Genomic DNA, 24894 nt, shown 5'->3' on the forward strand with positions numbered 1-24894 from the left:
AGGATGCCCGCGACGAATGCAGGCGTGACGAGGCAAGGCTTTGCGCCGTCGGACTCACAGCCGGACGATCGCGACCTCGCCCGGCAGCGCCCGCTCGGCGCAGCCTGCGACGTGCTCGTGGTGGGTGAACACGATCACCTGGGTCAGCGCGCCCAGTTCGCTCAGCGCCCTCAGGCCGCATTCGGTGCGCCGCTCGTCGAAGCTGACGAACAGATCGTCGGCGATGAACGGCAGCGGCGTCGCCCGCCGGGCGTGCTCCTCAATGGCGGCGATGCGCAGCGCCAGGAACAATTGGTCGGCGGTGCCCTCCGACAACGCCTCGACCGCCACCGGCCGGCCCTGGCGCAGCGTTGCCAGCCGCGGCGGATCAGCGTCGTAATCGACGCCGATGCCGCTCCAGTGCCCGTCGGTCAGCGCCGCGAACAGCCGCGAGGCGCGCTCGACGATCGGGCTCTGGTGGCGCTCGCGGTAGCGGTCCATCGCCACGCTGAGCAGCCGCGCGGCGACGTGATCGCGGGTGAAGCGCTCGACCGCCGCGGCGATCTCGGCCACCGCATCCTGTTCCTCCTGCGCGGCGCGGGTGGCGCCCTCGCGCTGCTCCAGCGCGTCCAGCGCGCCGCGGGCTCTGGTATCGTGCTCGATCGCCTGATCGCGCGCCGCACGCGCGGCGGCGTGGGCGGCGTCGGCCTCGGCGGCGCGGCGGGCGAGCGCCTCGTCGTCGTGGCCGGCGACGGCGGTGCGCAGCTCGTCCTCGCCGCGGTCGCCGGCGTCCTCGGCGAGCCGGGCCCGCGCCTCGGTCAGGCGCCGGGTCGCGGCCGCTGCCGCTGCGAGCCGTTCGATCAGCGGCGGCAGCGCCTCCGGCCGGTCGAGCCCGGCCTGCGCCACCACCGCGGCCACCGCGCTCTCCGCGCGCGTCCGCGCCGCCTCGGCGGCAATCAGCGCGCCGCGCCGCGCCGCCAGCGCCTCGGCGGCGGCATCGGCCTTGGCGCGCGCCTGCTTGGCCATCTCCAGCCGCGCCTTGAGCCGCCGCACCGCGGCAAACCCATCCTCGTCCGCCTGGCGTCCGCCGGTCTGTGCCACCAGGTCGTCGACCCGCGCCGCGAATGCCGCCTTGTCGCGCTCGATGCCATCGATGCGGTGCTCGGCGGTGGCGAGCGCGGTGGCGAGCGCGGGCGCCTCGCGCCATAGATCGAGCGCGGCGCGCGCCTCCTCGGCGGCGGCGTCGGCGCGCACCGCAAGGCGCGGAAAGAGGTCAGCGGCCTCCGCCGCCGCCGCCTGCTGCTGGTCGGCGAGGTCGCGCTCGCGCGTGGTGACGTCCGCCGCGCGCGCCTCGAGCAGCTTGAGGTCGCGTTCGTGCTCGCGGGCGTCGCGGAAACGGCGCTCCAGCGCCTCGACCGCCGCGCGCAGGTCGGCCATCCGCAGCGGCGCCTCGCCGAGCGCGGCAAGGCCAAGCTCGGCCCGCAGCCGCTCGGCTTCGGCGCGGTCCCACCGCACCGCCTCGCGGGCGGCCTCGGCCGCCGCCGCGTCCTGGCGCAGGGTTTCGCGGGCCGCCAGCACCGCCTGGGCCTCGCGCAGCACGGCAAGCGCGGCATCGTCAGCCGGCAAAACAGGCCCGCCAGCCCACAGCGTCCGCCACGCCGCGCCGGTGGCGGCGAGCCTGGCGCCCGCCTCTTTGAGCCGCCGCTGCGCCGCGTCGAGCTGGACCCCGAGGTCGGCGATCTTGAGTTCGGCCTGGGCCAGCTCGGCCAGCCTCTGGGTCTCGGTCTGGCGCTCGTCGGCCAGGCGGTCGGCATCGAGCATGGCATGGTCGAGGTCGCGGGCGGCGTCGCGGTCGGCCGCTGCCGCTGCCCGCTCGCCCAACGCCAGCGGCCGCACCTGCATCCACAACTGGTCGCGGCTGCGGCGGGCGGCGGCGATGGCGGCCTCGGTCGGCATCGGCCGGCCGCCGGTCAGCACCGCCAGCCGCGCCGTTGCCTGGGCGAGCTGGTCTTCCAGCTGGCGCAGGCTATCGGTTTGCCGGCTTACGATCTCCTCTGCCGCGCGCACCGCGCGCAGCGCCGCTTCGGCCGCCGCAGTCGCCGGCAGCGCGATGGCGGCCAGCGCCGCGGCGTCGGCGGTACCGAGGCCGAGCCGGCCGACCCGCTCGGCCAGGGCGTCGCGGCCGGCGGCGAGGCGGTGGTCGGCCAGCCGCAGCGCGCGCTCGCGCTCCTCGGCGCCGTCGAGCGCATCGAGCCGGCGGCGGGCCGGCGTGGGGTCGGCGACGTGGCCGAGCCCGGCCCGCGCCGCGGCCGCTTTGCGGTGTTCCTCGGCGAGCTTGGCGCGGTCGCTCGCCAGTGTCTCCGCCAGCGCGGCCGTGGCGGCGAGGCGGCCGACCAGCCGCTCGGCCCGGGCCAGCAGCGGCGGGCCGGGCAGGCGCGCGCGCAGCGCGGCGACCTCGGCGAGGCCGAGGCCCTTGGCGATGGCGTCGAGCCTGGCGCCGGCCTCAGCCGCCTCGGTGCGGCGGTTGGACAGGCTCTTCACCTCCTTCTCGACCGCGGCGCGCTCCTCGTCCAACGCCGCGATCGGCGCGGCGACGGCGAGAATGGCGTCGTCGACCGCGATGGCCGCGCACGCCGCCGCAGCGTCCGCCTCCTCGCCGGCGGCGCGGGCGCAGGTCTCGCCCGCCGTGGCCAGCGCGGCGAGCAGGCGCTGCGTCTCCTCGCAGAACCCGGTCGCGAGCTGCGGCAGCGCGCCTTGCCGGTCGAGCACGGCCTGCTCGGCGTCGATGATGCGCAGCTCCTTGGCGGCGCGCGCGAACGCCTGCGCCCGCCGCAGCGCCAGCCCGGCCTCGATCTCGGCCGCCACCGCCACCGCCCGCGCCTGCGCCGCCCGCTCGGCCTCCTCGCGCTCGGCCCGGACCTCGTCGACCTTGAGCTCGGTCTCGCGCACCCGGCGCTGCGCCGCGGCGCGCTTGTCGAGGGCGCGGTAGAACGCATTGCTGGCGGTCCTGCGGCCGGGGTTGAAGGTCTGGGCCGCCGCCTCGCGGAAGCGCTCGCGCAGCGCCGCGATGCGGCTGAGGCCCGGCGCGGCGGCAAACAGGGTGTCGGCGAGGTCGCCGCCGCCGGCCAGCAGCTTGCGGCCGCCCTCGCGCAGGCGGGCCTGGTCGAGGCCGAAGATGTCGAGGAAGGCGCGGCGGTCGTGGGCGCCGAGGAACGGCGCCAGGCAATCGTCGGCGAGCGGCGCCTCGCTGACGGGATCGACCAGCGCGGCGGCGCGGCGCTTCAGCCGCGTGAACGACAACTCCCGGCCATCGCCGCCCGCCACCGTGGCGGTGAGGCGCATCGCCTTGTAGTCGTGCAGGAAGTTGAAGCGCGAGCGCTCCTCGATGCCGAACAGCGCGTCGGCCACCGCAGCGAGCGCGGTGGTCTTGCCGGCCTCGTTGGCGCCGAGAATGACGGTCAGGCGAGCGTCGCCGAACGCCAGCCGGCGGTCGGTGAAGCAGCCGTAGCGATCGAGGCCGAGGGTCTTGAACCTCATGCGCCGGGCTCCATCGCGCCGGCGCCGTCGACCGCGGCGAGTACCGCGTCGGCCGCCGCCTCGACCGCGTCGGCGGCGTCGCTGTCCAGGGCGCCCAGCCCGAGCAGATGGAGCGCCTCGTCCGGGGTGCGGGCGCGCAGCTCGCCGAGCACGCGGGCGATGTCGGCGCGGAACGCCGGGTCGGCTGCCACCGCCGCGACGATGTCGTCGAAGCCGGTGATCGCCGCCATCGCCGGTGCGCGGCAGGGGCCGCGGGTGGCGACGCGGACTTTCTCGATCAGCACGTCGCCGACCTCCCATGCCAGCGCCTGCAGCTCCTCGCCGAGCTGGGCGGACTGGGTCGAGAAGTGGGCGTGAAGCGCGCTCTCGCCGGTGAGCGTCAGCCGCAGCGCCAGCGGCCGGCCGTCCGCCGCGGCGCGGGCGCTGGCGATCGCCTCGCGGGCGAGCCGCTCGAACGCCGCCGGCGCGGCGATGCCGGTGAGGTCGAGCGCGACGTGATCGAACCGCGCCGCATCCAGCGTCAGCGCCTCAAGCCCGGCGACGCGGCCGTCCACCACCCGCACCAAGGTCGCGCCCTTCGCCCCGGTCTCGCGGGCATGGCGGCCCTGCAGATTGCCGGGGAACACGATGAACGGCTCGGTTGCCACCACCTCGCGGGCGTGGACGTGGCCGAGCGCCCAATAGTCGTAGCCGGGCCGCTGCAAATCCTCGAGCTGGCACGGCGCGTAGACGTCATGGCCGTCGCGGCCGGTGAGCGAGGTGTGCAGCACGCCGATGTTGAACCAGCCCGGCACGGCGGCGGGGTATTGGCGCGCGACATTGTCGGTGACGGAGCGGCTGGCGAAACCGCGGCCGTGCAGCACCACCCCCAGCTCATCGATCCGGACGCTTTCCACCGTGCGCACCGAGAACGGGTGGACGTTGGTCGGCAGCGGCAGGCTCTTGGTGATGACCGACTCGGCGTCGTGGTTGCCGCGCAGCACGAACACCCGGATGCCGGCGCGCGCCAGCCGCCCCATCTGGCGCACGAACGCCTGGCCGGTGGCGTAGTCCTTCCAGTCGCCGTCGTAGAGGTCGCCGGCGATGACGACGAAAGCGACCTGCTCGGCGATGGCGGCCGCGACCAGGTTTTCCAGCGCCCGGCGCGAGGCCTCGACGAAGGCGTCGGCGATCTCGCCGCGGCGGGCGAGGCCGCGCAGCGGGCTGTCGAGGTGGAGGTCGGCGGCGTGGAGAAATTGGAAGGTGGAACCCGACATGCCGGTGTTTTCGCGTGCGCGGCGGCGTGTGTCCAGTGACACGCGCACGCGCCGGACTGTCAACGGCTGCCGGGCTCGCTGCTCTTCGAAATTTCGATCTCGGCGCGGTCCTCGGCGGTGCGGGCGGTGAGGGCGGCGCCGGCGTCGGGCGTGAGCCTGAAGAACACCAGCGCCGCCGCCGCCGTCACCAGCGACACCGCGAGGAAGGCGGCGTGGAAGTCCTCCACCCGCAGCACGGTGTCGCCGCGCAGGCGCAGCAGCGTCTCCAGCACCAGCGCGCCGATGGCGACCCCGCTCGACAGCGACACCTGCTGGCCGACGCTGGACAGGCTGGTCGCCGCGCTCATCCGCGCCCGCTCGATGTCGGCGAACGCGATGGTGTTGATCGAGGTGAACTGCAGCGAGCGCACGAAGCCGCCGGCCACCAGCAGCCCCACCACCACCCAATAGGGCGTTGCGGCCTCGAACAGCGCGCACACCGCGACCGAGCCGGCGCACAAAAGGGCGTTCACCGTCAGCACGGTGCGGTAGCCGAACCGGCGCAGGATCGGCCCGGCCACCGTCTTCATACTGAGCGCGCCCACCGCGGCGGCGAAGGTGATGAGGCCCGATTGCAGTGGCGACAGGCCGAAGCCGAGCTGCAGCATCAGCGGCAGCAGGAACGGCAGGGCGCCGACGCCGACCCGCACCAGAAAGCCGCCGACGAAGCTGGCGCGGAAGGTCGCAATGGCGAGCAGCGACAGATCGAGGATCGGCTGTGGCGTCCGCCGGGAATGGCGGACATAGAGCACGGCCGCGGCGAGCCCGGCGACCAGGATGGCGGCGGTCGCCGCCAGCGAGAGCACCTCCAGCCCGGCCACCGACAGCCCGAAGGCGAGGCCGGCGACGCCAACGCCCGACAGCAAAAAGCCGGTGGTATCGAACGGGCCGGGGCTCGGCTCGCGCACGTCCTCGATATAGCGCGTCACCAGCACGATGCCGATCAGGCCGATCGGCACGTTGATCCAGAACACCCACTGCCAGGCAAACGCGGTGGTGATCCAGCCGCCCAGCGGCGGCCCGACCATCGGGCCGATCAGCGCCGGCACGGTGAGCCACGCCATGGCGTTGACCAGCGCGCTCTTGTCGACCGAGCGCACCAGCAACAGGCGGCCGACCGGCGTCATCATCGCCCCGCCCATCCCCTGCAGCACGCGGGCGGCGACCAGCCCGGCCAGCGAATCGGCGAAGCCGCAGGCGACCGAGCCGACGGTGAACACCGCGATGGCGAGGCGGAACACCGTGCGGGCGCCGAAGCGGTCGGCGGTCCAGCCCGAGGCCGGGATGAACACCGCCAGCGACAGCAGATAGGAGGTCAGCGCCAGCTTGAGCGCGATCGGGCTCTCGCCGAGGTCGGCGGCGATCGCCGGCAGCGAGGTGGCGATCACCGTGGCGTCCATGTTCTCCATGAACAACGCGACGGCGACGATGAGGGGGACGAGGCGTTCGCGGGGCACGGGTAGCCGGGGCAGCGATGGACGGGGAAAGCTGTGGGGCGACACCGCTATATGCCCGCTTCGGCGTGCCGAGGCGAGGCGCCCGCGATCACGATCCGGTATGGATCGGATCTGACCCGCGGTTCCGTCTTTGAATCGCCACCCAGCCGTGATAGGAGCCGACGTCAACTCGAAATTCAGGGCGCGCAAGACGCACCGGCTGCGCGCCCTTTGCCGTATCAGGGGGTTGGCATGTCGCGCATTTCATTCCAAGGACCGATCGTCGAAGCGCTCACCTTTGACGACGTGCTGCTCAAGCCCGGCCGCTCCGAAGTGATGCCGGGCGAGGCCGACATCCGGTCGCGAATCACCCGCTCGATCACCCTCAATCTGCCGCTGATCGCCTCGGGGATGGACACCGTCACCGAGACCAAGATGGCCATCGCCATGGCCCAGGCCGGCGGCATCGGCTGCATCCACCGCAATCTCGAACCCGAGGTGCAGGCCGAGCAGGTCCGGCAGGTCAAGCGCTTCGAAAGCGGCATGGTGGTCAACCCCATCACCATCGACCCCCAGGCGCCGCTGGCCAGCGCGCTGCAATTGATGAAGCGCCACGGCATCTCCGGCATTCCGGTGGTGGAAGGCGGCGGCACCGGCCTCGCCGGCCGGCTGGTTGGCATCCTCACCAACCGCGACGTGCGCTTCGCCACCAATCCCGACCAGCCGGTGTCCGAGCTGATGACCAAGGAGAAGCTGGTCACGGTGCGCGAGGGCGTCAACCAGAGCGAGGCCAAGCGCCTGCTCCACCAGCATCGCATCGAGAAGCTGGTGGTGGTCGACGAGGACTACCGCTGCATCGGCCTGATCACGGTGAAGGACATCGAAAAGCAGGTCGCCAATCCCAACGCCTGCAAGGACGAGCAGGGCCGGCTGCGCGTCGCCGCCGCCTCGACGGTGGGTGACAACGGCTTCGCCCGCTCCGAGCAGCTGATCGACGCCGGCGTCGACCTGTTGGTGATCGACACCGCCCACGGCCATTCGGTGCGGGTGCTGGAGGCGGTCGACCGCATCAAGCGGCTGTCCAACAAGGTGCAGGTGGTGGCCGGCAACGTCGCCACTGCCGAGGGCGCGCGGGCGCTGATCGACGCTGGCAGCGACGCCGTCAAGGTCGGCATCGGCCCGGGCTCGATCTGCACCACCCGCATCGTCGCCGGCGTCGGCGTGCCGCAGCTCACCGCCATCATGGACGCGGTCGACGCCGCCTCCGCCAAGGGCGTGCCGGTGATCGCCGACGGCGGCATCAAGTTTTCCGGCGACCTCGCCAAGGCGCTCGCCGCCGGCGCCGAATGCGCCATGGTCGGCTCGCTGCTCGCCGGCACCGACGAGACCCCCGGCGAGGTGTTTCTCTACCAGGGCCGTTCCTACAAGAGCTATCGCGGCATGGGCTCGGTCGGCGCGATGTCGCGCGGCTCGGCCGACCGCTATTTCCAGCAGGACGTCGGCGATACCCTGAAGCTGGTGCCGGAGGGCATCGAGGGCCAGGTCGCCTACAAGGGCCCGGTCGCCAACGTGGTGCACCAGCTCGCCGGGGGGCTGCGGGCGGCGATGGGCTATGTCGGTGCCAAGACCATCCCCGAGTTCCAGGAAAAGGCGGAGTTCGTGCGCATCACCAGCGCCGGCCTGCGCGAGAGCCACGTCCACGATGTCTCCATCACCCGCGAGAGCCCGAACTACCCGACGCGGGTGTGATCGGGCATCCGGCGGCCAGCCGGGGCGACGGCGTTCATCGCCGCGCCCGCGCGCCTGCCGGCCCTCGCCTCAGCCGTTGCGGGCAAGCCGCCGGCCGGGTTTCCTCGGCGTGTTTATGCCGGGTTTTCCGCCGTCGCGGCGGTGTCGGGCCGCCGGCAGCGGCAGCCACGTACAGGCGATCACGCGCGCGTGATCGCGAAGTGATCGGTGAGGCGGCGCCACCCAGGCTTGGCCAGCGTTGGACGTGTGAACCGTCCCGGCAGCCGAAGCGACCAAGTTGGGACGGCATAAAATGACAGGGAGACAGTCATGCGTCGTTTCGCTCTCGCTTTGGCCGTCACGGCGGCCACCATCGCCACCGCCGGCGCGGCCCCCGGGACCGCCGGCACGCCGCTGCCGCTCGACCCCGGCAGCTATCGCCAGCTCGCCTTCTTCGACACCTTCAACCGCCCGCCGGTCTATCGCGGGCAGGACAGCTATCGCGAACGGGCGGTCTACCGCGACCCGTTCGCGACGCGGGAGCCGGACCGCAATTTCTGGCCGTTCGAGCCGCAGCGCGAACGCGGCTCGGCCTCGGTGACCCGCGCCGTGGTGCCCTATTCCGGCCGCGAGGCGCCGGGAACCATCCTGATCTCGACCGAGCAGCGCCAGCTCTATCTGGTGCAGCCGAACGGCACTGCGCTGCGCTACGCCATCGGCGTCGGCCGCGACGGCTTCCAGTGGCGCGGCACCCACAGCGTCAGCCGCAAGGAGAAGTGGCCGGACTGGCGCCCGCCGTCCGAGATGCTGCGGCGCCGTCCCGATCTGCCGCGCTACATGGCCGGCGGCGAGGACAATCCGCTCGGCGCCCGCGCCATCTATCTCGGCTCGACGCTCTACCGCATCCATGGCTCCAACGAGCCGGGCACCATCGGGCAGGCGGTGTCGTCGGGCTGCTTCCGCATGCACAATGCCGACGTCATCGACCTCTTTGAGCGGGTGCGGCTCGGTGCCAAGGTGATGGTGATGCGTTGATACCCCGGCGTGCTCTCGTCGTCCCGGGTAAGGGCCGAAGGCCCGCGACCCGGGATCGTGCGCAGAACACGTCACCTCTCCCGCCAACGGTCCCGGCGCGGCGCTTTGCGCCGTCCGGCGTCCAAAGCCGGCCGGCCCCCGGCGGGAGACCTGGCGCCGTCGTCCGCAGCGGTGCGGCATCGCTGGCGCTGCCGGTGCCGGAAACGTCGCGGATCATGGGTTCGGAGTCTCAGCTTCGCTTCGCCCGGAACGACCGGGGGTTCGCGGCGCTTCGCGCCGTCCGGGACAATGGCCGGCGTGGAAACCCCGCCCCCTGGCGCACTGCCTGCGATCTTTGGCCACGATGTTTGCCTTGATCTTTCGCGCCCGCGCCGCGACAGAGGGACATGACCCCTTCAGCCCGCATCGAAGCCGCCATCGCCGTCCTCACCGATATCGACGCCCGCCGCCGCCCGGCCGCGGATGCGCTGAAGGATTGGGGACTGTCCCACCGTTTCGCCGGCTCCGGCGACCGCGCCGCCATCGCCGGGCTGGCCTATGACGCGCTGCGGCGCAAAGCCTCGGCAGCGTGGCTGATGGCAGCGGAGACGCCGCGCGCGGCGATGATCGGCATGCTGCGGCTCGCCCGCGAGCTCGACGTCGCCGCCATCGACCGGCTGTTCGACGGTGTCGCGCACGGCCCGGCGCCGCTCACCGACGACGAGCGCCAGCGCCTCGCCAGCACCAGCCTCGACGGCGCCCCGCCGTGGGTGGCGGGCGATTATCCGGAATGGCTCGACGCGCCGCTGGCCGCGGCGTTCGGCGCCGAGCGGGTCGAGGAAGGCCGCGCCCTGGCCGCCCGCGCCCCGCTCGACCTCCGCGTCAACAGCCTCAAGGCCGACCGCGACGACGCGATGGCGGCGCTCGCCCATTTCGGCGCGACCGAGACGCGGTGGTCGCCGGACGGCCTGCGCATCAAAGTCGCCGCCGACGGCAAGAGCCCGGCGGTGCAGGCCGAGCCGTGCTTCGTCAAGGGCCTGATCGAGATCCAGGACGAGGGCTCCCAGCTCGCCGCCCTGCTCAGCGGCGCAGCCCCCGGCGAGCAGGTGCTCGACCTGTGCGCCGGCGGCGGCGGCAAGACGCTGGCGCTGGCGGCGGCGATGGCCAATCGCGGCCAGGTGTTCGCGTTCGACACCGACAGCCGGCGGCTGGCGCCGATCTTTCCGCGGCTGGAGCGCGCCGGCACCCGCAATGTCCAGGTGCGCGCGCCGAAGGGGCCGCGCGACGTGCTGGCCGACCTCGCCGGCCACATGGACCTTGTGGTGATCGACGCGCCGTGCACCGGCACCGGCACCTGGCGGCGCAACCCCGACGCCAAGTGGCGGCTGCGGCCGGGCGCACTCGCCCAGCGCACCGAGCAGCAGGCCGAGCTGCTCGACCAGGCGACGCGCTTCGTCAAGCCGGGCGGGCGGATCGCCTACGTCACCTGCTCGCTGCTGCCGGAGGAAAACGACGGCCAGATCGAGGCCTTTCTCGCCCGCCACCCCGGCTGGCGGGCGCGGCCGCCGGCGGAGGTCGCCGCGGCTTTGGGCGAGCGGGCGATGCTGTTCCTGAAGGCGGTGCGCACCAGCGAGGTCGGCCTGACCATGACCCCGGCCCGCACCGACACCGACGGCTTTTTCGTCGCGCTGATCACGCGCGAGGGTTGATTCCGGCCGGGGATTGAACCCTGCCGCAAAGCCGGCCGGTTTTCGCCGGCCATTGCCAAATTCCGGGCGCGAAATGGTCACCGCGGGAGAGTGATTGGAGGGTCCTGCCGTCAACGACAGAGGTTCGAGGTGTCCGCGACCGATCTTCCTTTCGACCAGGGGCCGGCGTCCCCGCCCCGCCGCAGCCTGCTTGCCCGGATCGGCCGTATCGTCACCGTGATGCAGGCGATCGGCGCCGTGCTGGCGGTGCCGTTCGGCATCACCACCGCCTATTCGGTCTATTCCAACAATCTGTCGACCGCGGCGACCTGCAAGGGCCTGCGCGGCTCGATCGTCGCCGCCATCGACAAGAACGTCGACCCCGACACCCAGCGCCGGCTGATCCGGCGCGACGTCGAGGCGTTCGAGCAGAGCTGCGGCACCGTCGATCCGGACGCGCTGGAGGCGTTCAGGGCGGTGCTGATCAAGGACGGCCCCGACCCGGCCACGCCGGGGCCGGCCGAGCCGTCGCTGGCCGGGCCGCCGCCTGCCGCAACGGCAACACAGGCCGCGGCGCCGGCCGCGGTGCCGGTTCCGCTGCCGCGCCCGACCGCCCTCGGCCAGACGCGCCAGGATACCGACCATGTCGAGGCCAAACCGGTCGAGATCCGGCACCCGGACCCGACGGTCGCCGGCGTGCGACCCGGCGACGGGGTGACCGGATCGGTTGTGATGCCGATGCCGGTGGAGCCGCCGCCGCCGCTGGTCGAGCCCGCTGCCCCGCCCCGTCAGGCCGTCAAGCCCCGCCCGCAGCCGCCGACGGCGTGGGCGCCGATCCGTCCCCCCGCCGACGTTCTCGACGCGCCGACCAGCCAACCCTTTGATCCCGAACAGCTTGATCCGGCGGACCGGGCGGCGTGGCGGCTCGGCAACCTGGCGCGGTGAGCCGCTCCGGCCGGCGATTTCCGAGTTATTTGTCGCGCTAACGCTCTGCGGCGACTCATGCCCAGGGCGCCGTCAGCCAATCCGTCACCTTGTCACAATGTCGCAGGGATTCAACCACAGCGGTAGCATATGATAGACTTAAGAACGACCGCCGATAACGGCGGCGACTTCAAAAAAATGGGGAGGATCAAGGTGTTCCAGATCGAAGCCGTCGAACGCGATGCATTGGTATCGCTGCACAAATCTGCAACCGAAGAAGACCGCAAGGCCGCCGGCCTGAAGCTTGAGACGATCGGCGGGGTGACCGTTTCGATCGCCGCCAAGCTGCCGCCGACCGCAACCGCGGTCAACCGCGCCATCGGCCTCGGGCTCGACCGCCCGGCCGAGCCCGAGACCATCAGCGCGCTGGCCGACGCCTATCAACGCGCCGGAGTCGGCAGCTACATCGTGCACTGGCATCCCGATGCCTCGCCCAGCCGGGCGGCGACCTGGATCGCCGGGCGCGGCTTCGTCCGTGCGCCGGGCTGGATGAAATTCGTGCGCGGGCGCAGCGAGCCGCCGACGCCGCGGCCGCACAGCTTCGAGGTGCGGCGGATCGGCGCCGCCGACGGCCCGGAGTTCGCCCGCATCGTCTGCGACGCGCTCGAGCTGGGGCAGGCCGCCCAGGGCTGGCTGTCGCGACTGCCGGAGGCGCCGGGCTGGCACGCCTTCATGAGCTTTGCCGACGGCGAGGCGGCAGGCGTCGGCGCAATGTTCATTTCCGGAGAAACCGCCTGGCTCGACTGGTGCGCCACCGTGCCGGCGTTCCGCGGCCGGGGCAGCCACTCGGCGCTGCTGTCGGCCCGCATCGCCGCCGCGCTCGACCACGGCTGCCGCACCATCACCACCTGCACCCGCAAAGACCCCGACACCGGCGAGGATCGCCAGTCCTACGCCAACATCGTGCGGGCCGGGTTCCGGGAAAGCTACCTGCGCGACAACTACACACCTCAGAAGTCCTAGGCCGCGGCCGGACGATCACCTCGTGATCGCGGAAACGACGCCGCCGAAGACGTCTGTTCAACACGGCGCCGTCGTCGCGATCACGCGGTGATCTCACGGGCCGCGTATCAAGTGGTTGCGCCGGGCCGCCAGTCGGCGACCGCCCGGACGTCGGCTTCGACGTGCCACCGGCCTGGACGCCCGGGCTGGGCGGCGGCCAGCGCCAGCCGGTCGAGGAACTCGCGGCGGGGAATGATGCGAAAGCCCATGCCGCGCAGGGTCGGTGACAGTTCCTTGCTGTCGTGGAAGGCAAAGCCCCACTTCGCCAAGTGCCAGTTGAGCACGGTAAAGCCGATCTTCGAGGTATTGGGTTCGGCCGAGAACAGCGACTCGCCGACGAACGAATTGCCGACCGCGACGCCATAGCCGCCGCCGACCAGCGCGCCGGCGCGGTCCCACACCTCGAACGAGTGGGCGTGGCCGGCGTCGAACAGCGCGCAATAGGCGTGCATGATCGGCGGCGTCACCCAGGTGAGGTGCCACCTTCCCTCGCGGCGAGCGGCGCAGCCTTTGATAACACTCTCGAAATCGCGGTCGAACGTCACGGTGTAACGGTCCTGCCGCATCTGCTGGCGTAGCCGCCGGGCGATATGAAATTCGTCGAAGAACAGCACGCTGCGGGTGGGCGGCGACCACCACTTCATCGGGCCGAGGTGGCAGAACGGGTAAAGCCCGCGGCGGTGAGCTTCCATCAGCGTCGGCACGCTGAGATCGTGGGCGATGCCGGCAAGCCCGGCCGGCCGGTCCAGCGCCTGGTCCGGGTCCGGCAAGCCGGCGGGCGGCGCCAGCAGGTCCGCCAGCACCAGGCGCGCCAGGTTGGGCACCGCCTTGAGGCGCTGGGGCTTCAGCGCCCAGGCCATGCCGAGGATATGGCGCTGCGTCCATTCCGCCGGCGTCTCCCGGAACAGCCGCGCGCGGCGATCGGCGGGGAGTTCGGCGGAGCGGATCGGGTCCGACGGTGGTGAGCCAGGGGTCATGCGCGAGGTCTGCCGGTTACCGCTGCAACAAGGTTAGGCGCGCGAGGGTGAATGTCCACCTCGCCCGTGCGGCGGCCTGCCGTTCCGGCACTGCGGCCGCCGTTGTCAGCACAGGGGCTTGACCCGACCGAAGCCGCGCCGCAAGAACGCGGGCAACACGCCCAAGACCCGCCACGGCCGCGGCGTTGTCCTAACCGTCCGCGGTGCGACGGCGTCCTCCCGGCGGCTGAAATCCCTCACGGCCAGGCTTCAACGGCACATGACCCAGACCCGCCCGTCCCACGACAAAATCCTCATCGTCGATTTCGGCTCCCAGGTGACCCAGCTGATCGCCCGCCGGGTGCGCGAAGAGGGGGTCTATTCCGAGATCGTGCCGTTCCAGCACGCCGAAGCGGCGTTCAAGGCGATGGCTCCGATCGGCGTCATCCTGTCCGGCGGCCCGGCCTCGGTCACCGAAACGGCCTCGCCGCGGGCGCCGCAAGCGATCTTCGAGGCCGGCGTGCCGGTGCTCGGTATCTGCTACGGCGAGCAGACCATGGTGGCCCAGCTCGGCGGCAACGTCGAGGGCGGCCACCATCGCGAGTTCGGCCGCGCCGAGGTCGAGGTCACCGCGGGATCGGCGCTGTTCGAGGGGGTGTGGCGCGAGGGCGAGAAGTATCCGGTATGGATGAGCCACGGCGACCGCGTGACGAAGCTGCCCGCGGGCTTCTCGGTGGTCGGGGTGTCGCCCAACGCGCCATTCGCCGCCATCGCCAATGAGGCGCGCCGCTTCTACGGCGTGCAGTTCCACCCCGAGGTGGTGCACACCCCGCACGGCGCGGCTTTGCTGCGCAATTTTGTGCGCAACATTGCCGGCGCCAAGGGCGACTGGACCATGCGCGCCTTCAAGGACGAGGCGATCGCGCATATTCGCGCGCAGGTCGGTGCCGAGAAGGTGATCTGCGGGCTGTCCGGCGGCGTCGATTCCGCGGTGGCGGCCGTGCTGCTGCACGAGGCGATCGGCGATCAGCTCAGCTGCGTGTTCGTCGACCATGGCCTGCTCCGCCTCGGCGAGGCCAAGAAAGTGATGGCGCTGTTCCGCAACGCCTACAACATTCCGCTGACCCTGGTGGAAGCCGAGGAGCTTTTCCTTAAGGAACTCGCCGGCGTCACCGACCCCGAGGCCAAGCGCAAGACCATCGGGCGGCTGTTCATCGACGTGTTCGAGGCCGAGGCAAAGAAGATCGGCGGCGCGAGCTTCCTCGCCCAAGGCACGCTCTATCCGGACGTGATCGAGAGCGTGTCGTTCACCGGCGGGCCATCGGTGACGATCAAGAGCCACCACAATGTCGGCGGCCTGCCCGAACGCATGAACATGAAGCTGGTCGAGCCGCTGCGCGAGCTGTTCAAGGACGAGGTGCGCGCGCTCGGCCGCGAGCTCGGCCTGCCGGAGGCGTTCGTCGGCCGCCATCCGTTCCCGGGGCCGGGCCTTGCCATCCGCTGCCCCGGCGAGATCACCAAGGACAAGCTCGACACCCTGCGCCTCGCCGACGAGATCTATATCGAGGAAATCCGGCGAGCCGGGCTCTATGACGAGATCTGGCAGGCGTTCGCGGTGCTGTTGCCGGTGCGCACGGTGGGGGTGATGGGCGATGGCCGCACCTACGACAACGTGGTGGCGCTGCGCGCGGTGACCAGCGTCGACGGCATGACGGCGGACTTCTACCCGTTCGACATGCGCTTCCTCGGCCACGCCGCAACCCGCATTATCAACGAGGTCAAAGGCGTCAACCGCGTGGTCTATGACGTCACCAGCAAGCCGCCGGGGACCATCGAGTGGGAGTGACACTTGCGGTTCCGGGCACCACCCCGCCAAGCTGACACTCATGTCCGATACGCCCGACCCTCTCACTTTGGTTCCTGCCGCGCCCTCGGTGATTGCCGCGGTCCGACGCTGGCTCGGCTATCTGGAGCACGAGCGGCGGTGCTCGCCGAAGACCGTCGAGGCCTACCGCCGCGACGTGCGGCAGTTTCTCACCTTTCTCGCCGGCCACCTCGGCGAGCCGCCGGACCTGCCCGATCTCGCCGCCCTTGAGCCGCGCGACGTGCGCGCCTTTCTCGCCGAGCGCCGCTCAAGCGGGCTCGACCAGCGCTCCTTGGGCCGGGTGCTGGCTGGGGTGCGCTCGTTCGGCCGCTTCCTGGAGCGCAACGGGCAGGGCAAGGTCGGCGCCCTCAAGGCGGTGTCGACGCCGAAGGCCAAGCCGCGCCTGCCGCGGCCGCTCTCCATCTTAGACGCCAAGGCGGTTGCCGACGCCGACACCCGTGCCTTCGAGGCGCGCGAGACCTGGGTGCTGGTGCGCGACGCCGCGGTGCTGGCGCTTTGCTATGGCTGCGGCCTGCGCATTTCCGAAGCGCTGTCGCTCCGGCGGCGCGAGGCGCCGGCGCCCGGTGCTGCGCTGCGTATCACCGGCAAGGGCGGCAAGACCCGCATGGTGCCGGTGCTGGCGAAAGTCGCCGCGGGCATCACCGATTATCTCAAGCTGTGCCCCTATCCGCTCGACCCCGACGGCCCGCTGTTCGTCGGCGTCAAGGGCGGGCCGCTGTCGCCGCGCATCATCCAACTGGCGATGGCCACGCTGCGCGGCGCGCTCGGCCTGCCGGAGACCGCGACGCCGCACGCGTTGCGCCACTCGTTCGCGACGCACCTGCTGGCAAAGGGCGGCGATCTGCGCGCCATCCAGGACCTGCTCGGCCACGCCTCGCTGTCGACCACCCAGGTCTATACCGCTGTCGACACCACCCAGCTGATGGCGGCCTACCGCGCCGCCCATCCCAGAGCTCGCAGCTGAAGCGGGGGCCTGAGACCACGCGTCGCAGTAATTCACGGAATTGCGAGTTGTCACCTCAGGGAAAGCAGGGAATGCTCGGGTCAATGGATCGAAACGATCCGGCGATCAGGGAAGACCCGATGACCAAAACGCTCGCTGTTGCTGCGGCTCTGGTGCTGGCCGCCCCCCTCGCTGCGTCCGCTTGCTCGGGCGCGAAGAACACCTCAGCTTCCAACGGCGACTATTCGCCGATCACCACCGCTCAGGCATCGTCCGTGCCGGCGTCGTCGGTGAAAGCGACCGCCACCGAAACCAAGTGACCGTGCCAAACCGCTGTGCGGCCGCGCGGCCGCATGGCGTCAAGTTCCCCCGCCTTGGACGCCCGGACACCCCCATCCGGGCGTCCTCGCGTTTGGACGGCCCGGCGGCCCAGATGGTCCGTGGCGCGGCGGCCCGCGGGACGGCATTGGCGCCGCCGCATCACGGCCAGCCGTACCACCAGGTCGGCCGGCCCGAGGCGGAATTGACGTCCGCCCGCAGCCGCCGAAAGCCGTGCTTTTCGTAAAAACGCACGGCGCGCGGATTTTCCTGGTTGACGTCGAGGGTGAGCTGGCCGGCGCAGTGCTGGGCGGCGACGATCAACAGGTCGGCCGCCTCGCTTCCCCACTGATCGGGATGGACGGCGATCTGGGCGAGGTGACCTTGGCTCTCGGAGACGGCGGTGAAGCCGACCACCCGATCCGCCGCGTCGACGGCACAGGTCACGGCGTAATCATCGCGCATCAGCGAGGCCATGTGTTCGCGGAACCAGGGCAGGCGCTGGGCGAAATCGATGTCGGGCATGGTCGCCTGCCAGCCGGCCACCCACAGCGCCTCGATCTGAGCGAGGTCGCCCGGCGCGAGCGGGCGCAGCGTGATCGGGTTGGCGTTGCTCATCGCTCGGTCAGTTTCAGCTCGATGCGGCGGTTGCGGCGGAAGGCGTCCTCGCCGTCGGCGGGATCGAGCGGTTGGAACTCGCCGAACCCGGCGGCGACCAGCCGCTGCGGCGACAGGCCCCGCGCGATCAGATACTGCACCACCGATATGGCGCGCGCTGCCGACAATTCCCAGTTGGAGGGGAACGGCGCGGTCGCAATCGGCCGGCGGTCGGTGTGGCCGTCGACGCGCAGCACCCAGGCGAGGTCGGTGGGAATGGTCCGCTCGAACTCTGCGACCAGGCCGGCCAGCTTGTCGAGCTCGCCGCGGCCCTCGGCCCGGAGCTGGGCCGAGCCGGCGTCGAAGAACACTTCCGATTGCAGCACGAAGCGGTCGCCGACGATGCGCACGTCCGGGCGGTTGCCAAGGCTCTCGCGCAGCCGGCCGAAGAACTCCGAGCGGTAGCGCGCCAGCTCCTGCACCCGCTGAGCCAGCGCCACATTGAGGCGGCGGCCGAGGTCGCCGATCTTGGTCTGGCTGCCGAGGTCGCGCGCCTCGGCGGCGCCGAGCGCCTCCTCCAGCGCCGCGATCTGGCGGCGAAGCGCGGCGGTCTGCTGGTTGAGCAGCTCGATCTGGGAGAGTTGCTGGCGGGACAGCTGGCGCTCGGCCTCGATCGCGGCGGCGCTGCCGCCCGCGCCCTGGCCATCGAGCAGGCCCTGCATCCGGCGGCGCTCGGCCTCGCTGGTGCGCAACGTCTCCTGCAGCACGGTCAGCTGTTCATCGATCGCCGCCTTGCTGCCGCGCTCCAGCGACAGGAGGTCGGTGAGCTGGCGGATCTGGGCGGTGAGCCGGCCAAGAGCAGTCTCCTTGCCGGCGATCTGCTGGGTGAGGACGTACTGCGCCAGCACGAACACGGTGAGCAGAAAGACGAACACCAGGATCAGCGTCGACAGCGCGTCGACGAAGCCCGGCCAGTAGTCGATCGCCCGCTCGCGCCGGCGGCCCCGCCCCAGCGCCATCGCTCATCTCCGTCCCGATTCGCTGGGCGCGACCAAGCGCTCCAGCAGCTTGCGGATTTCCGCCTGTTCGGCGGCCTGGCCTTCGACCCACCGCCGCATCAGCGCCTGTTCGCCGCGCATCTGCTCGACCAGGCTGCGGATGCTGTCGGCCAGCGCCGCCGTGCCGGCGGGCTTGGCCTGATCGGAGGCGCCGATGTCGCGCACGACGCTCGCCAGCCAGTCCTCAAGGTCGGTGTAGAACCGGGTCTGGGCCTGACCGGCCTGAAGGTCGAGGAAGCCCAGAACGAGCGAGCCGGCGAGCCCGAACAGCGACGACGAGAACGCGATGCCCATGCCGCCGAGCGGCCGCGACAGCCCGGCCTTCAGATCCTCGAACATCGCGCCGGCGTCGGCGCCCACCTCCATCGCCGCCACCACCTTGCCGATCGAGCCGATGGTCTCGATCAGGCCCCAGAAGGTGCCGAGCAGGCCGAGGAACACCAAAAGTCCGGTGAGGTAGCGCAGAACGTCGCGGCTCTCGTCGAGCCGGTTGCCGATCGAATCCATGATGGCGCGCATGGTCGCTTGCGAAATCGCCATGCGGCCGATCCGCTCGCCGAGCAGCGCCGCCATCGGCGCCAGCAGCACCGGCGGCCGCGCCACCTCGGCGCCCGGGTCGGCAATGCGGACACCGTTGACCCACCGAACCTCGGCGAACAGCCGCGTCACCTGCCGGACTGCCAGCACGAGACCGACCGCAAGCACGCCGAGGATGACGCCGTTGAGGCCGGGATTGGCCAGAAAGGCCTGCCAGATCTGGCGCCACAGCACCAGGGCGAGCAGCGCTGCCAGCGCCAGGAATACCGCCATCCGCACCAGATAGATGCGGGGGGAGCCGAGCTTGAAGGGGTCGATTCCGCGCGCCATCGCTTCAACGTATGTTTGTCGCGGCGGAGCCGCCGCAAACCGTCGCTAAGACTGTTAGCCTGCGCTGATGGCGCAGGCGTGGCGGTGCGGACGCCGCCCGGAGCCCGAGCGAGTCGATCGGGGTCCGGGCGATGCGATCTTGGACACAACGTCGCCGAAAAATGCTTGACCGGAAAGGGATGTTTCGGCGACCGGACGGCGACACTCCGGCCGGATCGATCGTGTTTCGGACGATATCGGAACCGGCCGGGCGGAACGCGGTGTCCGAGCGCGAGGCGTTATAGAGAGCTTTCAGGCCGTCTTGAGCGTCGTCAACAGGCTGCGTTGGATCGCCTCGTTACCGGCAAGGATATCGCCGGTCGCCAACATGTCGTCGCCGCCGGCGATGTCGCTGACATAGCCGCCCGCCTCGCGGACCAGCACGATGCCGGCGCCGATGTCCCACGGCGACAGGTGGCGCTCCCAATAGCCGTCGAACCGCCCGGCGGCGACCCAGGCAAGGTCGAGCGAGGCGGCGCCGAGCCGGCGCAGGCCGGCGGCCTTGGTCTGCACCACCGTCAGCTCGCGGCGGAAGCGGTCGTGATCGCCGCGGCCGAGGTGGGGGATGCCGCACGTGATCACGGCGTTGCCGAGGTCGCGGCGGGCGCCGACCCGCAGCCGACGGTCGTTGAGGAAGGCGCCGCGGCCGCGCTCGGCGGTGAACAGCTCGTCGGTGGCGGGATTGTAGACCACGCCGGCGACCGGAACGCCGTCGCGCTCCAGGCCGATCGAGACCGCGAAATGCGGGATGCCGTGGAGGAAGTTGGTGGTGCCGTCGAGCGGGTCGACCAGCCAGCGGTGGCTCTTGTCCGGGCCGTCGACCGCGCCGCTTTCCTCCATCAGGAAGCCGTAGTCGGGGCGAGCCTTCTTGAGCTCGGTGTAGACCACCTGTTCGGCCCGGCGGTCGGCGATCGAGACGAAATTGGCCGGGCCCTTGAGCGAGACCTGCAGTTCCTCGACCTCGCCGAAATCGCGCTTCAGGCTACGGCCGGCCTTGAGGGCGGCCTGGACCATGACTGTTAGAAGGGGTGAGCGCAGCATGACAGACCTTGCGATTGGGGGAGACGGAACTCGGTGGCGGCAAGTTGCGCTCTCTATAGACCCGCGGGCGCCGGCGCCACCCCGAACCGGATGAGCTGCCGCCCGCTCAGCGCTGGCCCAGTGTGCTCGCCGCCGGCTGCTTGAGCCAGGCGCGGGCGTCCGCTTCGGCCTTGGCGCGCTCCTGCGGCGTCAAGTTGGTGATCTGCTGGTCGAGCCAGGGGTCGGACAGGCCGACCGAGCGCGCCATCAGGTGCCAGCGCGCCGCCTGGACGCGGTCGGCGGCAACGCCGCGGCCGGCGAGCAGCAGGCGGGCATAGCGGTTCCAGGCGATCGCGCTGCCTTTCAGCGCCGCCTTGCGGAACCAGCGCACGGCGGCCTCCTCGTCCTTGTCGATGCCGTCGCCGTTGAACAGGGCAATGGCGTAATCGATCATGGCGTCGACATTGTCGAGCGCGGCAGCGCGGGCGAACCACCGCGCCGCCTGGGCGCGGTCGGGCGCGAGGCCGCGGCCGTCCTTGTAGAAAACGGCGAGCCCGTACTGCGCCTCCGGAAGGTCCTTCTCGGCCGCCACCCGGAACCAGTGGGCGGCCTGCGCCAAATCCTGCGGGAAGGCCTGGCCTTCGATGTAGAGCAAAGCGAGATTGTAGGCGGCGGGGGCGTAGCCGGCGTCGGCGGAGCGGCGGAACAGCTTGGCCGCCTCGCCGCGATCCTTGGCGACGCCGCGGCCCTCCAGGTACAGCACGCCGAGCTGGAACGCCGCAATCGGCTCGTTGCGGGCGGTGGCGAGGCGGTACCAGTCGGCGGCCTTGCGGTAGTCCTGCTGAATGCCGAGGCCGGCCGAATAGAGTTCGCCCAGCAGCGTCATCGCCACCGGATCGCCGGCGTCCGACGCGCGCCGCGTCGCCTGATGGAACGCCGTCAGATAGAAGCCGCGCTGGAAGGCGCCATAGGCGGTGTCGAGCGCGGCGTCGGCCGGCGCGTCGGCGTGCTGGGCCGGCGGAGCCGTCGGCGCGCCCGGCTGCGGCTTGGCAGGGGCGGGCTGCGCCGGCTTCGGCGTCACCGGGCGGGGGGCAGCCGGTTTCGGCGCGGCCGGCGGATTGAGCGTCAGCGGCGCTTCCTGGCTCGACGCTGCCGCCACCCCGATCAGGGATGCGAACATCACAGCAGCGGCGCGGGCGATCACGGCACTCGGTCCCTCAGCATCGACGCGGCGAGACGGATGGCGGCCGCCGCTCCGTCCGGGCCATTCCATAGCGCATCGCCGAGAGCAACGAAATCCGCGCCGGCGGCGGCGAGAACCCCGATCTCCTGCAAATCGCCGGCGACGGCGACGCAGGGCGGCTCGAAGATCTGCGACCACCACGCCGTCCGCTCCAGGATGACGTCGAGCAGCGGGCCGCTGCCGTCGGGCGTGCCGAACATGACATAGTCGGCGCCAGCCTCGCCGGCGACCATGGCGTCGTGGCGGGTGTCGCCGCCGCAGGCGCCGACGATGCGATCGGCCGGCACCAGGGCGCGGGCGTCCTTGACCTTGCTGCTGGCGACATGAACGCCGTCGGCGCCGCTGCGGGCGATGAGGTCGGGCCGGCCGTCGATCAGGAGCGCGGCGCCGGCCGCCTGCGCGGTCGGGGCGATCGCGCGAATGCGGTTGATCAGCGTGCGCTCGTCGGCCTCGGCCAGGCGCAGCAGAACCGAGGCGATGTCGGCGGCGCCGAGCGCCGCGGCCAGCGGCTCGATGACGGCATTGGGGTCGGCGACCGGGGCCGTGATCAGAAATAGACGCGTCCGCATGTCGGGATACTCGGGCCTTGGCTCGAAAGCACGCTTGGGTCAGTGGAACCGGAAAATCGGCTTAAGGTGTTGTCGGAATGGGATGGTTTCGAAAAACCGGCACTCGCATCGTCCCATCATGCCCCATCGCCTTGGCGCCAAAGCGGCAAACCTGCCGCGATGGACCGAAATTGTGCCGCGGCGGGCGGTCGGCGCTGCGCCCGGGCGGGGCAAATGCCGCGCCCGGGCGTTCTCGCCGGGTCAGCGCTTGCGCAGCACCTCGACGCCGGGCAACGCCTTGCCCTCAAGGAACTCGAGGAAGGCGCCGCCGGCGGTCGAGACGTAGGAGAACTGGCTGGCGACGCCGGCGTGGTTGAGCGCGGAGACGGTATCGCCGCCGCCTGCCACCGACACCACCTTGCCGGCCTGGGTGAGCTCGGCGACGGCCTTGGCCACCTGCACCGTGCCGCGGTCGAACGGCTCCAGCTCGAACGCGCCGAACGGCCCGTTCCACAGCGCGGTCTTGACGCTGGCGAGGCGGGAGGTGACGTCGAGCACGGACTTCGGCCCGATGTCGAGCACCATGTCGTCCGCCCCGATCGCGTCCACCGTCACCGTCTTCGACGGTGCGTTGGCCTTGAACTCGGCGGCGGTGACGACGTCGACCGGCAGCACCACGGTGCAGCCGCGCGCCGCGGCGGTCTTGAGGATGGCGCGGGCGGTGTCGGCCATCTCGCGTTCGCACAGCGACTTGCCGATCGCCTTGCCTTCCGCGAACAGGAAGGTGTTGGCCATCGCGCCGCCGATGATGAGGACATCGACCTTGGCGGTGAGGTTGCCGAGCAGATCGAGCTTGGTCGACACCTTGGCGCCGCCGACGATGGCCGCCACCGGCCGGGTCGGCGCCTCCAGCGCCTTGGACAGCGCGTCGAGTTCGGCCTGCATGGTACGGCCGGCGTAAGCCGGCAGGATGTGGCCGAGGCCCTCGGTCGAGGCGTGGGCGCGGTGGGCGGCCGAGAACGCCTCGTTCACCCAGATGTCGCCGTTGGCGGCCAGCGCCTTGGTGAAGTCGGGGTCGTTCTTCTCCTCCTCTTTGTGGAAGCGGGTGTTCTCCAGAAGAAGGATGTCGCCGGGTTGCATGGCGGCGATGGCGGTGGCTGCCGGCTCGCCGATGCAGTCGTCGGCGAACGCCACCGGCTTGCCGAGCCGGTCGGCCAGCGCCGGCACGATCACCTTCAGCGACTGGGTGGGGTCGATGCCCTTGGGACGGCCGAAATGGGCGAGGAGGATCACCTTGCCGCCCTTTTCGGAAATCTCCTTGATGGTCGGGATCACCCGTTCGATGCGGGTGGCGTCGGCCACCGCGCCGTTTTCCATCGGCACGTTGAGGTCGACGCGCACCAGCACGCGCTTGCCGGCGACGTCGGCGTCGTCGAGCGTTCGAAAGGCGGTCATGTGGATCCTCGCCCGGTCAGATCAGCTTGCCCATCGCCGCGGCGACGTCGGCCATGCGGTTCGAGAAGCCCCACTCGTTGTCGTACCAGGCCAGCACGCGCACGAAGGTGCCGTCGATCACCTTGGTCTGGTCGGCGTGGAAGGTCGAGGAGTGCGGGTCGTGGTTGAAGTCGATGCCGACATTGGGGCGGTCGGTGAAGCCGAGCACGCCCTTGAGCGGGCCTTCCGACGCCGCCTTCATCGCCGCCACGATCTCGTCCTTGGTGGTGGCGCGCGAGGCGACGATCTTGAGGTCGATCAGCGACACGTTCGGGGTCGGGATGCGGATGGCCGAGCCGTCGAGCTTGCCCTTCAGTGCCGGCAGCACCAGGCCGATCGCCTTGGCAGCGCCGGTCGAGGTCGGGATCGCCGAGAGCGCGGCGGCTCTGCCGCGATAGAGATCCTTGTGCAGGGTGTCGAGGGTCGGCTGGTCGCCGGTGTAGGAATGCACCGTGGTCATGTAGCCGCGCTCGATACCGACCAAATCGTGCAGCACCTTGGCGACCGGGGCGAGGCAGTTGGTGGTGCAGGAGCCGTTGGAGACCACGAGGTGGTCCTTGGTCAGGCCGGCATCATTGACCTTGTAGACCACGGTATAGTCGGCACCGTCCGACGGCGCCGACACCAGCACGCGCTTGGCGCCGGCGGTGAGCAGCATCGCCGCCTTGTCGCGGGCGGTGAAGATGCCGGTGCACTCCATGGCGATGTCGATGCCGAGCTCCTTGTAGGGCAGCTGAGTCGGGTCCTTGATCGCGGTGACCTTGATCGGGCCGCGGCCGACGTCGAGGGTGTCGCCGTCGACCTTCACCTCGCCCGCGAAGCGGCCGTGGACGGAATCGAAGCGGAACAGGTGGGCATTGGTCTCCACCGAGCCGAGATCGTTGATGGCGACCACCTCGATGTCTCGACGGTCGGACTCGATAAGGGCGCGCAGTACATTGCGGCCGATACGGCCGAATCCGTTGATGGCAACGCGAAGGGTCATCCTGGTCTCTCCTCTGTGGAACCGAATCCTCGAACCGAACGTCTGCACCGCGGAAAAACGCCGTTTGATAACGGCGGCGGCCGATGCGCGGTTTTCATCCTCTCAGGAGCATTCGCTCCGTTGCGATACCGTGATCTCGCAGGTCGCGTCTTCGCCGTCGTCCCGCTGCCACGGCCGGCGGCGAAACGACGGCCAACGCGTCCGGGGCGGCCCATGCCGCTCCGGCGTCCTTGGCGAATAGGCATCAAGACCCCCGGCGTCGCCCCCGCGGGCCGGCG

At 71.2% G+C, this 24894-nt stretch carries 20 protein-coding genes; 8 read left to right on the plus strand and 12 right to left on the minus strand.

Translation table 11 applies throughout. The features are described from left to right. Nucleotides 1-54: 54 nt before the first annotated feature. The 3 genes from BVIR_RS01075 to BVIR_RS01085 are packed head-to-tail and all read right to left on the minus strand — an operon-like array spanning nucleotide 55 to nucleotide 6268. Nucleotides 55-3516 (minus strand): ATP-binding protein, encoded by a 3462-nt coding sequence (locus BVIR_RS01075; RefSeq protein ID WP_055036065.1) that lies wholly within the window; start codon nucleotides 3514-3516, stop codon nucleotides 55-57. Further along, entirely contained in the window at nucleotides 3513-4772 is a 1260-nt protein-coding gene (locus BVIR_RS16575) for a metallophosphoesterase family protein (protein WP_055038587.1), read from the minus strand. Before BVIR_RS16575 ends, BVIR_RS01075 begins: the two co-directional genes overlap by 4 nt. A 59-nt stretch (nucleotides 4773-4831) precedes the next feature. Further along, nucleotides 4832-6268, minus strand: coding sequence for a DHA2 family efflux MFS transporter permease subunit (locus BVIR_RS01085; RefSeq protein WP_145911914.1), 1437 nt, complete (start codon nucleotides 6266-6268; stop codon nucleotides 4832-4834). A gap of 231 nt (nucleotides 6269-6499) precedes the next feature. Here BVIR_RS01085 and guaB point away from each other — a divergent pair, with 231 nt between their 5' ends. The 5 genes from guaB to BVIR_RS01110 all read left to right on the plus strand — a co-directional run bounded on the left by guaB (nucleotide 6500) and on the right by BVIR_RS01110 (nucleotide 12624). Then, a complete protein-coding gene (gene guaB, locus BVIR_RS01090) occupies nucleotides 6500-7996 on the plus strand; it encodes an IMP dehydrogenase (protein ID WP_055036066.1) in 1497 nt (498 codons plus the stop codon). A 309-nt stretch (nucleotides 7997-8305) separates the two neighbouring features. Beyond that, nucleotides 8306-9010, plus strand: coding sequence for a L,D-transpeptidase (locus tag BVIR_RS16205; protein ID WP_082416537.1), 705 nt, complete (start codon nucleotides 8306-8308; stop codon nucleotides 9008-9010). 386 nt (nucleotides 9011-9396) lie between these two features. After that, nucleotides 9397-10698, plus strand: coding sequence for an RsmB/NOP family class I SAM-dependent RNA methyltransferase (locus BVIR_RS01100; protein WP_055036067.1), 1302 nt, complete (start codon nucleotides 9397-9399; stop codon nucleotides 10696-10698). A gap of 129 nt (nucleotides 10699-10827) precedes the next feature. Next, entirely contained in the window at nucleotides 10828-11622 is a 795-nt protein-coding gene (locus BVIR_RS01105; RefSeq protein ID WP_055036068.1) for a hypothetical protein, read from the plus strand. A 192-nt stretch (nucleotides 11623-11814) separates the two neighbouring features. Next, complete coding sequence (locus BVIR_RS01110; protein WP_169788563.1) at nucleotides 11815-12624, plus strand: GNAT family N-acetyltransferase; 810 nt, start codon at nucleotides 11815-11817, stop codon at nucleotides 12622-12624. Nucleotides 12625-12731: 107 nt separating this feature from the next. On the opposite strand, the gene BVIR_RS01115 is transcribed toward BVIR_RS01110, so the two are convergent. Beyond that, nucleotides 12732-13640, minus strand: a complete 909-nt coding sequence (locus BVIR_RS01115; protein ID WP_055036070.1) for a leucyl/phenylalanyl-tRNA--protein transferase — start codon at nucleotides 13638-13640, stop codon at nucleotides 12732-12734. Nucleotides 13641-13899: 259 nt separating this feature from the next. Between BVIR_RS01115 and guaA the strand changes: the two genes are divergently transcribed. From guaA to BVIR_RS01130, 3 genes are all read left to right on the plus strand, one after another. Beyond that, entirely contained in the window at nucleotides 13900-15465 is a 1566-nt protein-coding gene (guaA, locus tag BVIR_RS01120; protein ID WP_055036071.1) for a glutamine-hydrolyzing GMP synthase, read from the plus strand. A 40-nt stretch (nucleotides 15466-15505) separates the two neighbouring features. Further along, on the plus strand, nucleotides 15506-16468 hold the full coding sequence (locus BVIR_RS01125) for a tyrosine recombinase XerC (RefSeq protein ID WP_055036072.1): 963 nt from the start codon (nucleotides 15506-15508) through the stop codon (nucleotides 16466-16468). 119 nt (nucleotides 16469-16587) lie between these two features. Beyond that, entirely contained in the window at nucleotides 16588-16767 is a 180-nt protein-coding gene (locus BVIR_RS01130; RefSeq protein ID WP_055036073.1) for a hypothetical protein, read from the plus strand. A 160-nt stretch (nucleotides 16768-16927) separates the two neighbouring features. Here BVIR_RS01130 and BVIR_RS01135 read toward each other — a convergent pair whose 3' ends face one another. The 8 genes from BVIR_RS01135 to gap form a co-directional block, all read right to left on the minus strand. Then, the gene (locus BVIR_RS01135; protein ID WP_055036074.1) at nucleotides 16928-17383 is read right to left on the minus strand and encodes a GNAT family N-acetyltransferase; all 456 of its coding nucleotides are present in this window, start codon (nucleotides 17381-17383) and stop codon (nucleotides 16928-16930) included. Then, nucleotides 17380-18381 (minus strand): peptidoglycan -binding protein, encoded by a 1002-nt coding sequence (locus BVIR_RS01140; protein ID WP_055036075.1) that lies wholly within the window; start codon nucleotides 18379-18381, stop codon nucleotides 17380-17382. The genes BVIR_RS01135 and BVIR_RS01140 overlap by 4 nt, the downstream gene beginning before the upstream one ends. 3 nt (nucleotides 18382-18384) lie before the next feature. Continuing rightward, on the minus strand, nucleotides 18385-19287 hold the full coding sequence (locus BVIR_RS01145) for a MotA/TolQ/ExbB proton channel family protein (protein WP_055036076.1): 903 nt from the start codon (nucleotides 19285-19287) through the stop codon (nucleotides 18385-18387). Nucleotides 19288-19578: 291 nt separating this feature from the next. Further along, nucleotides 19579-20367 (minus strand): inositol monophosphatase family protein, encoded by a 789-nt coding sequence (locus BVIR_RS01150; RefSeq protein WP_055036077.1) that lies wholly within the window; start codon nucleotides 20365-20367, stop codon nucleotides 19579-19581. A gap of 106 nt (nucleotides 20368-20473) precedes the next feature. Next, on the minus strand, nucleotides 20474-21526 hold the full coding sequence (locus BVIR_RS01155; protein ID WP_055036078.1) for a tetratricopeptide repeat protein: 1053 nt from the start codon (nucleotides 21524-21526) through the stop codon (nucleotides 20474-20476). Nucleotides 21527-21546: 20 nt separating this feature from the next. Next, nucleotides 21547-22158: a thiamine phosphate synthase gene (locus BVIR_RS01160; RefSeq protein ID WP_055036079.1), complete on the minus strand. Its 612-nt coding sequence runs from the start codon at nucleotides 22156-22158 to the stop codon at nucleotides 21547-21549. Between the two features lie 240 nt (nucleotides 22159-22398). Next, nucleotides 22399-23592: a phosphoglycerate kinase gene (locus BVIR_RS01165; RefSeq protein WP_055036080.1), complete on the minus strand. Its 1194-nt coding sequence runs from the start codon at nucleotides 23590-23592 to the stop codon at nucleotides 22399-22401. A 16-nt stretch (nucleotides 23593-23608) separates the two neighbouring features. Continuing rightward, the gene (gene gap / locus BVIR_RS01170) at nucleotides 23609-24616 is read right to left on the minus strand and encodes a type I glyceraldehyde-3-phosphate dehydrogenase (protein ID WP_055036081.1); all 1008 of its coding nucleotides are present in this window, start codon (nucleotides 24614-24616) and stop codon (nucleotides 23609-23611) included. Between the last annotated feature and the right edge of the window lie 278 nt (nucleotides 24617-24894).

The organism is Blastochloris viridis (genome assembly GCF_001402875.1).
Lineage (GTDB): Bacteria > Pseudomonadota > Alphaproteobacteria > Rhizobiales > Xanthobacteraceae > Blastochloris > Blastochloris viridis.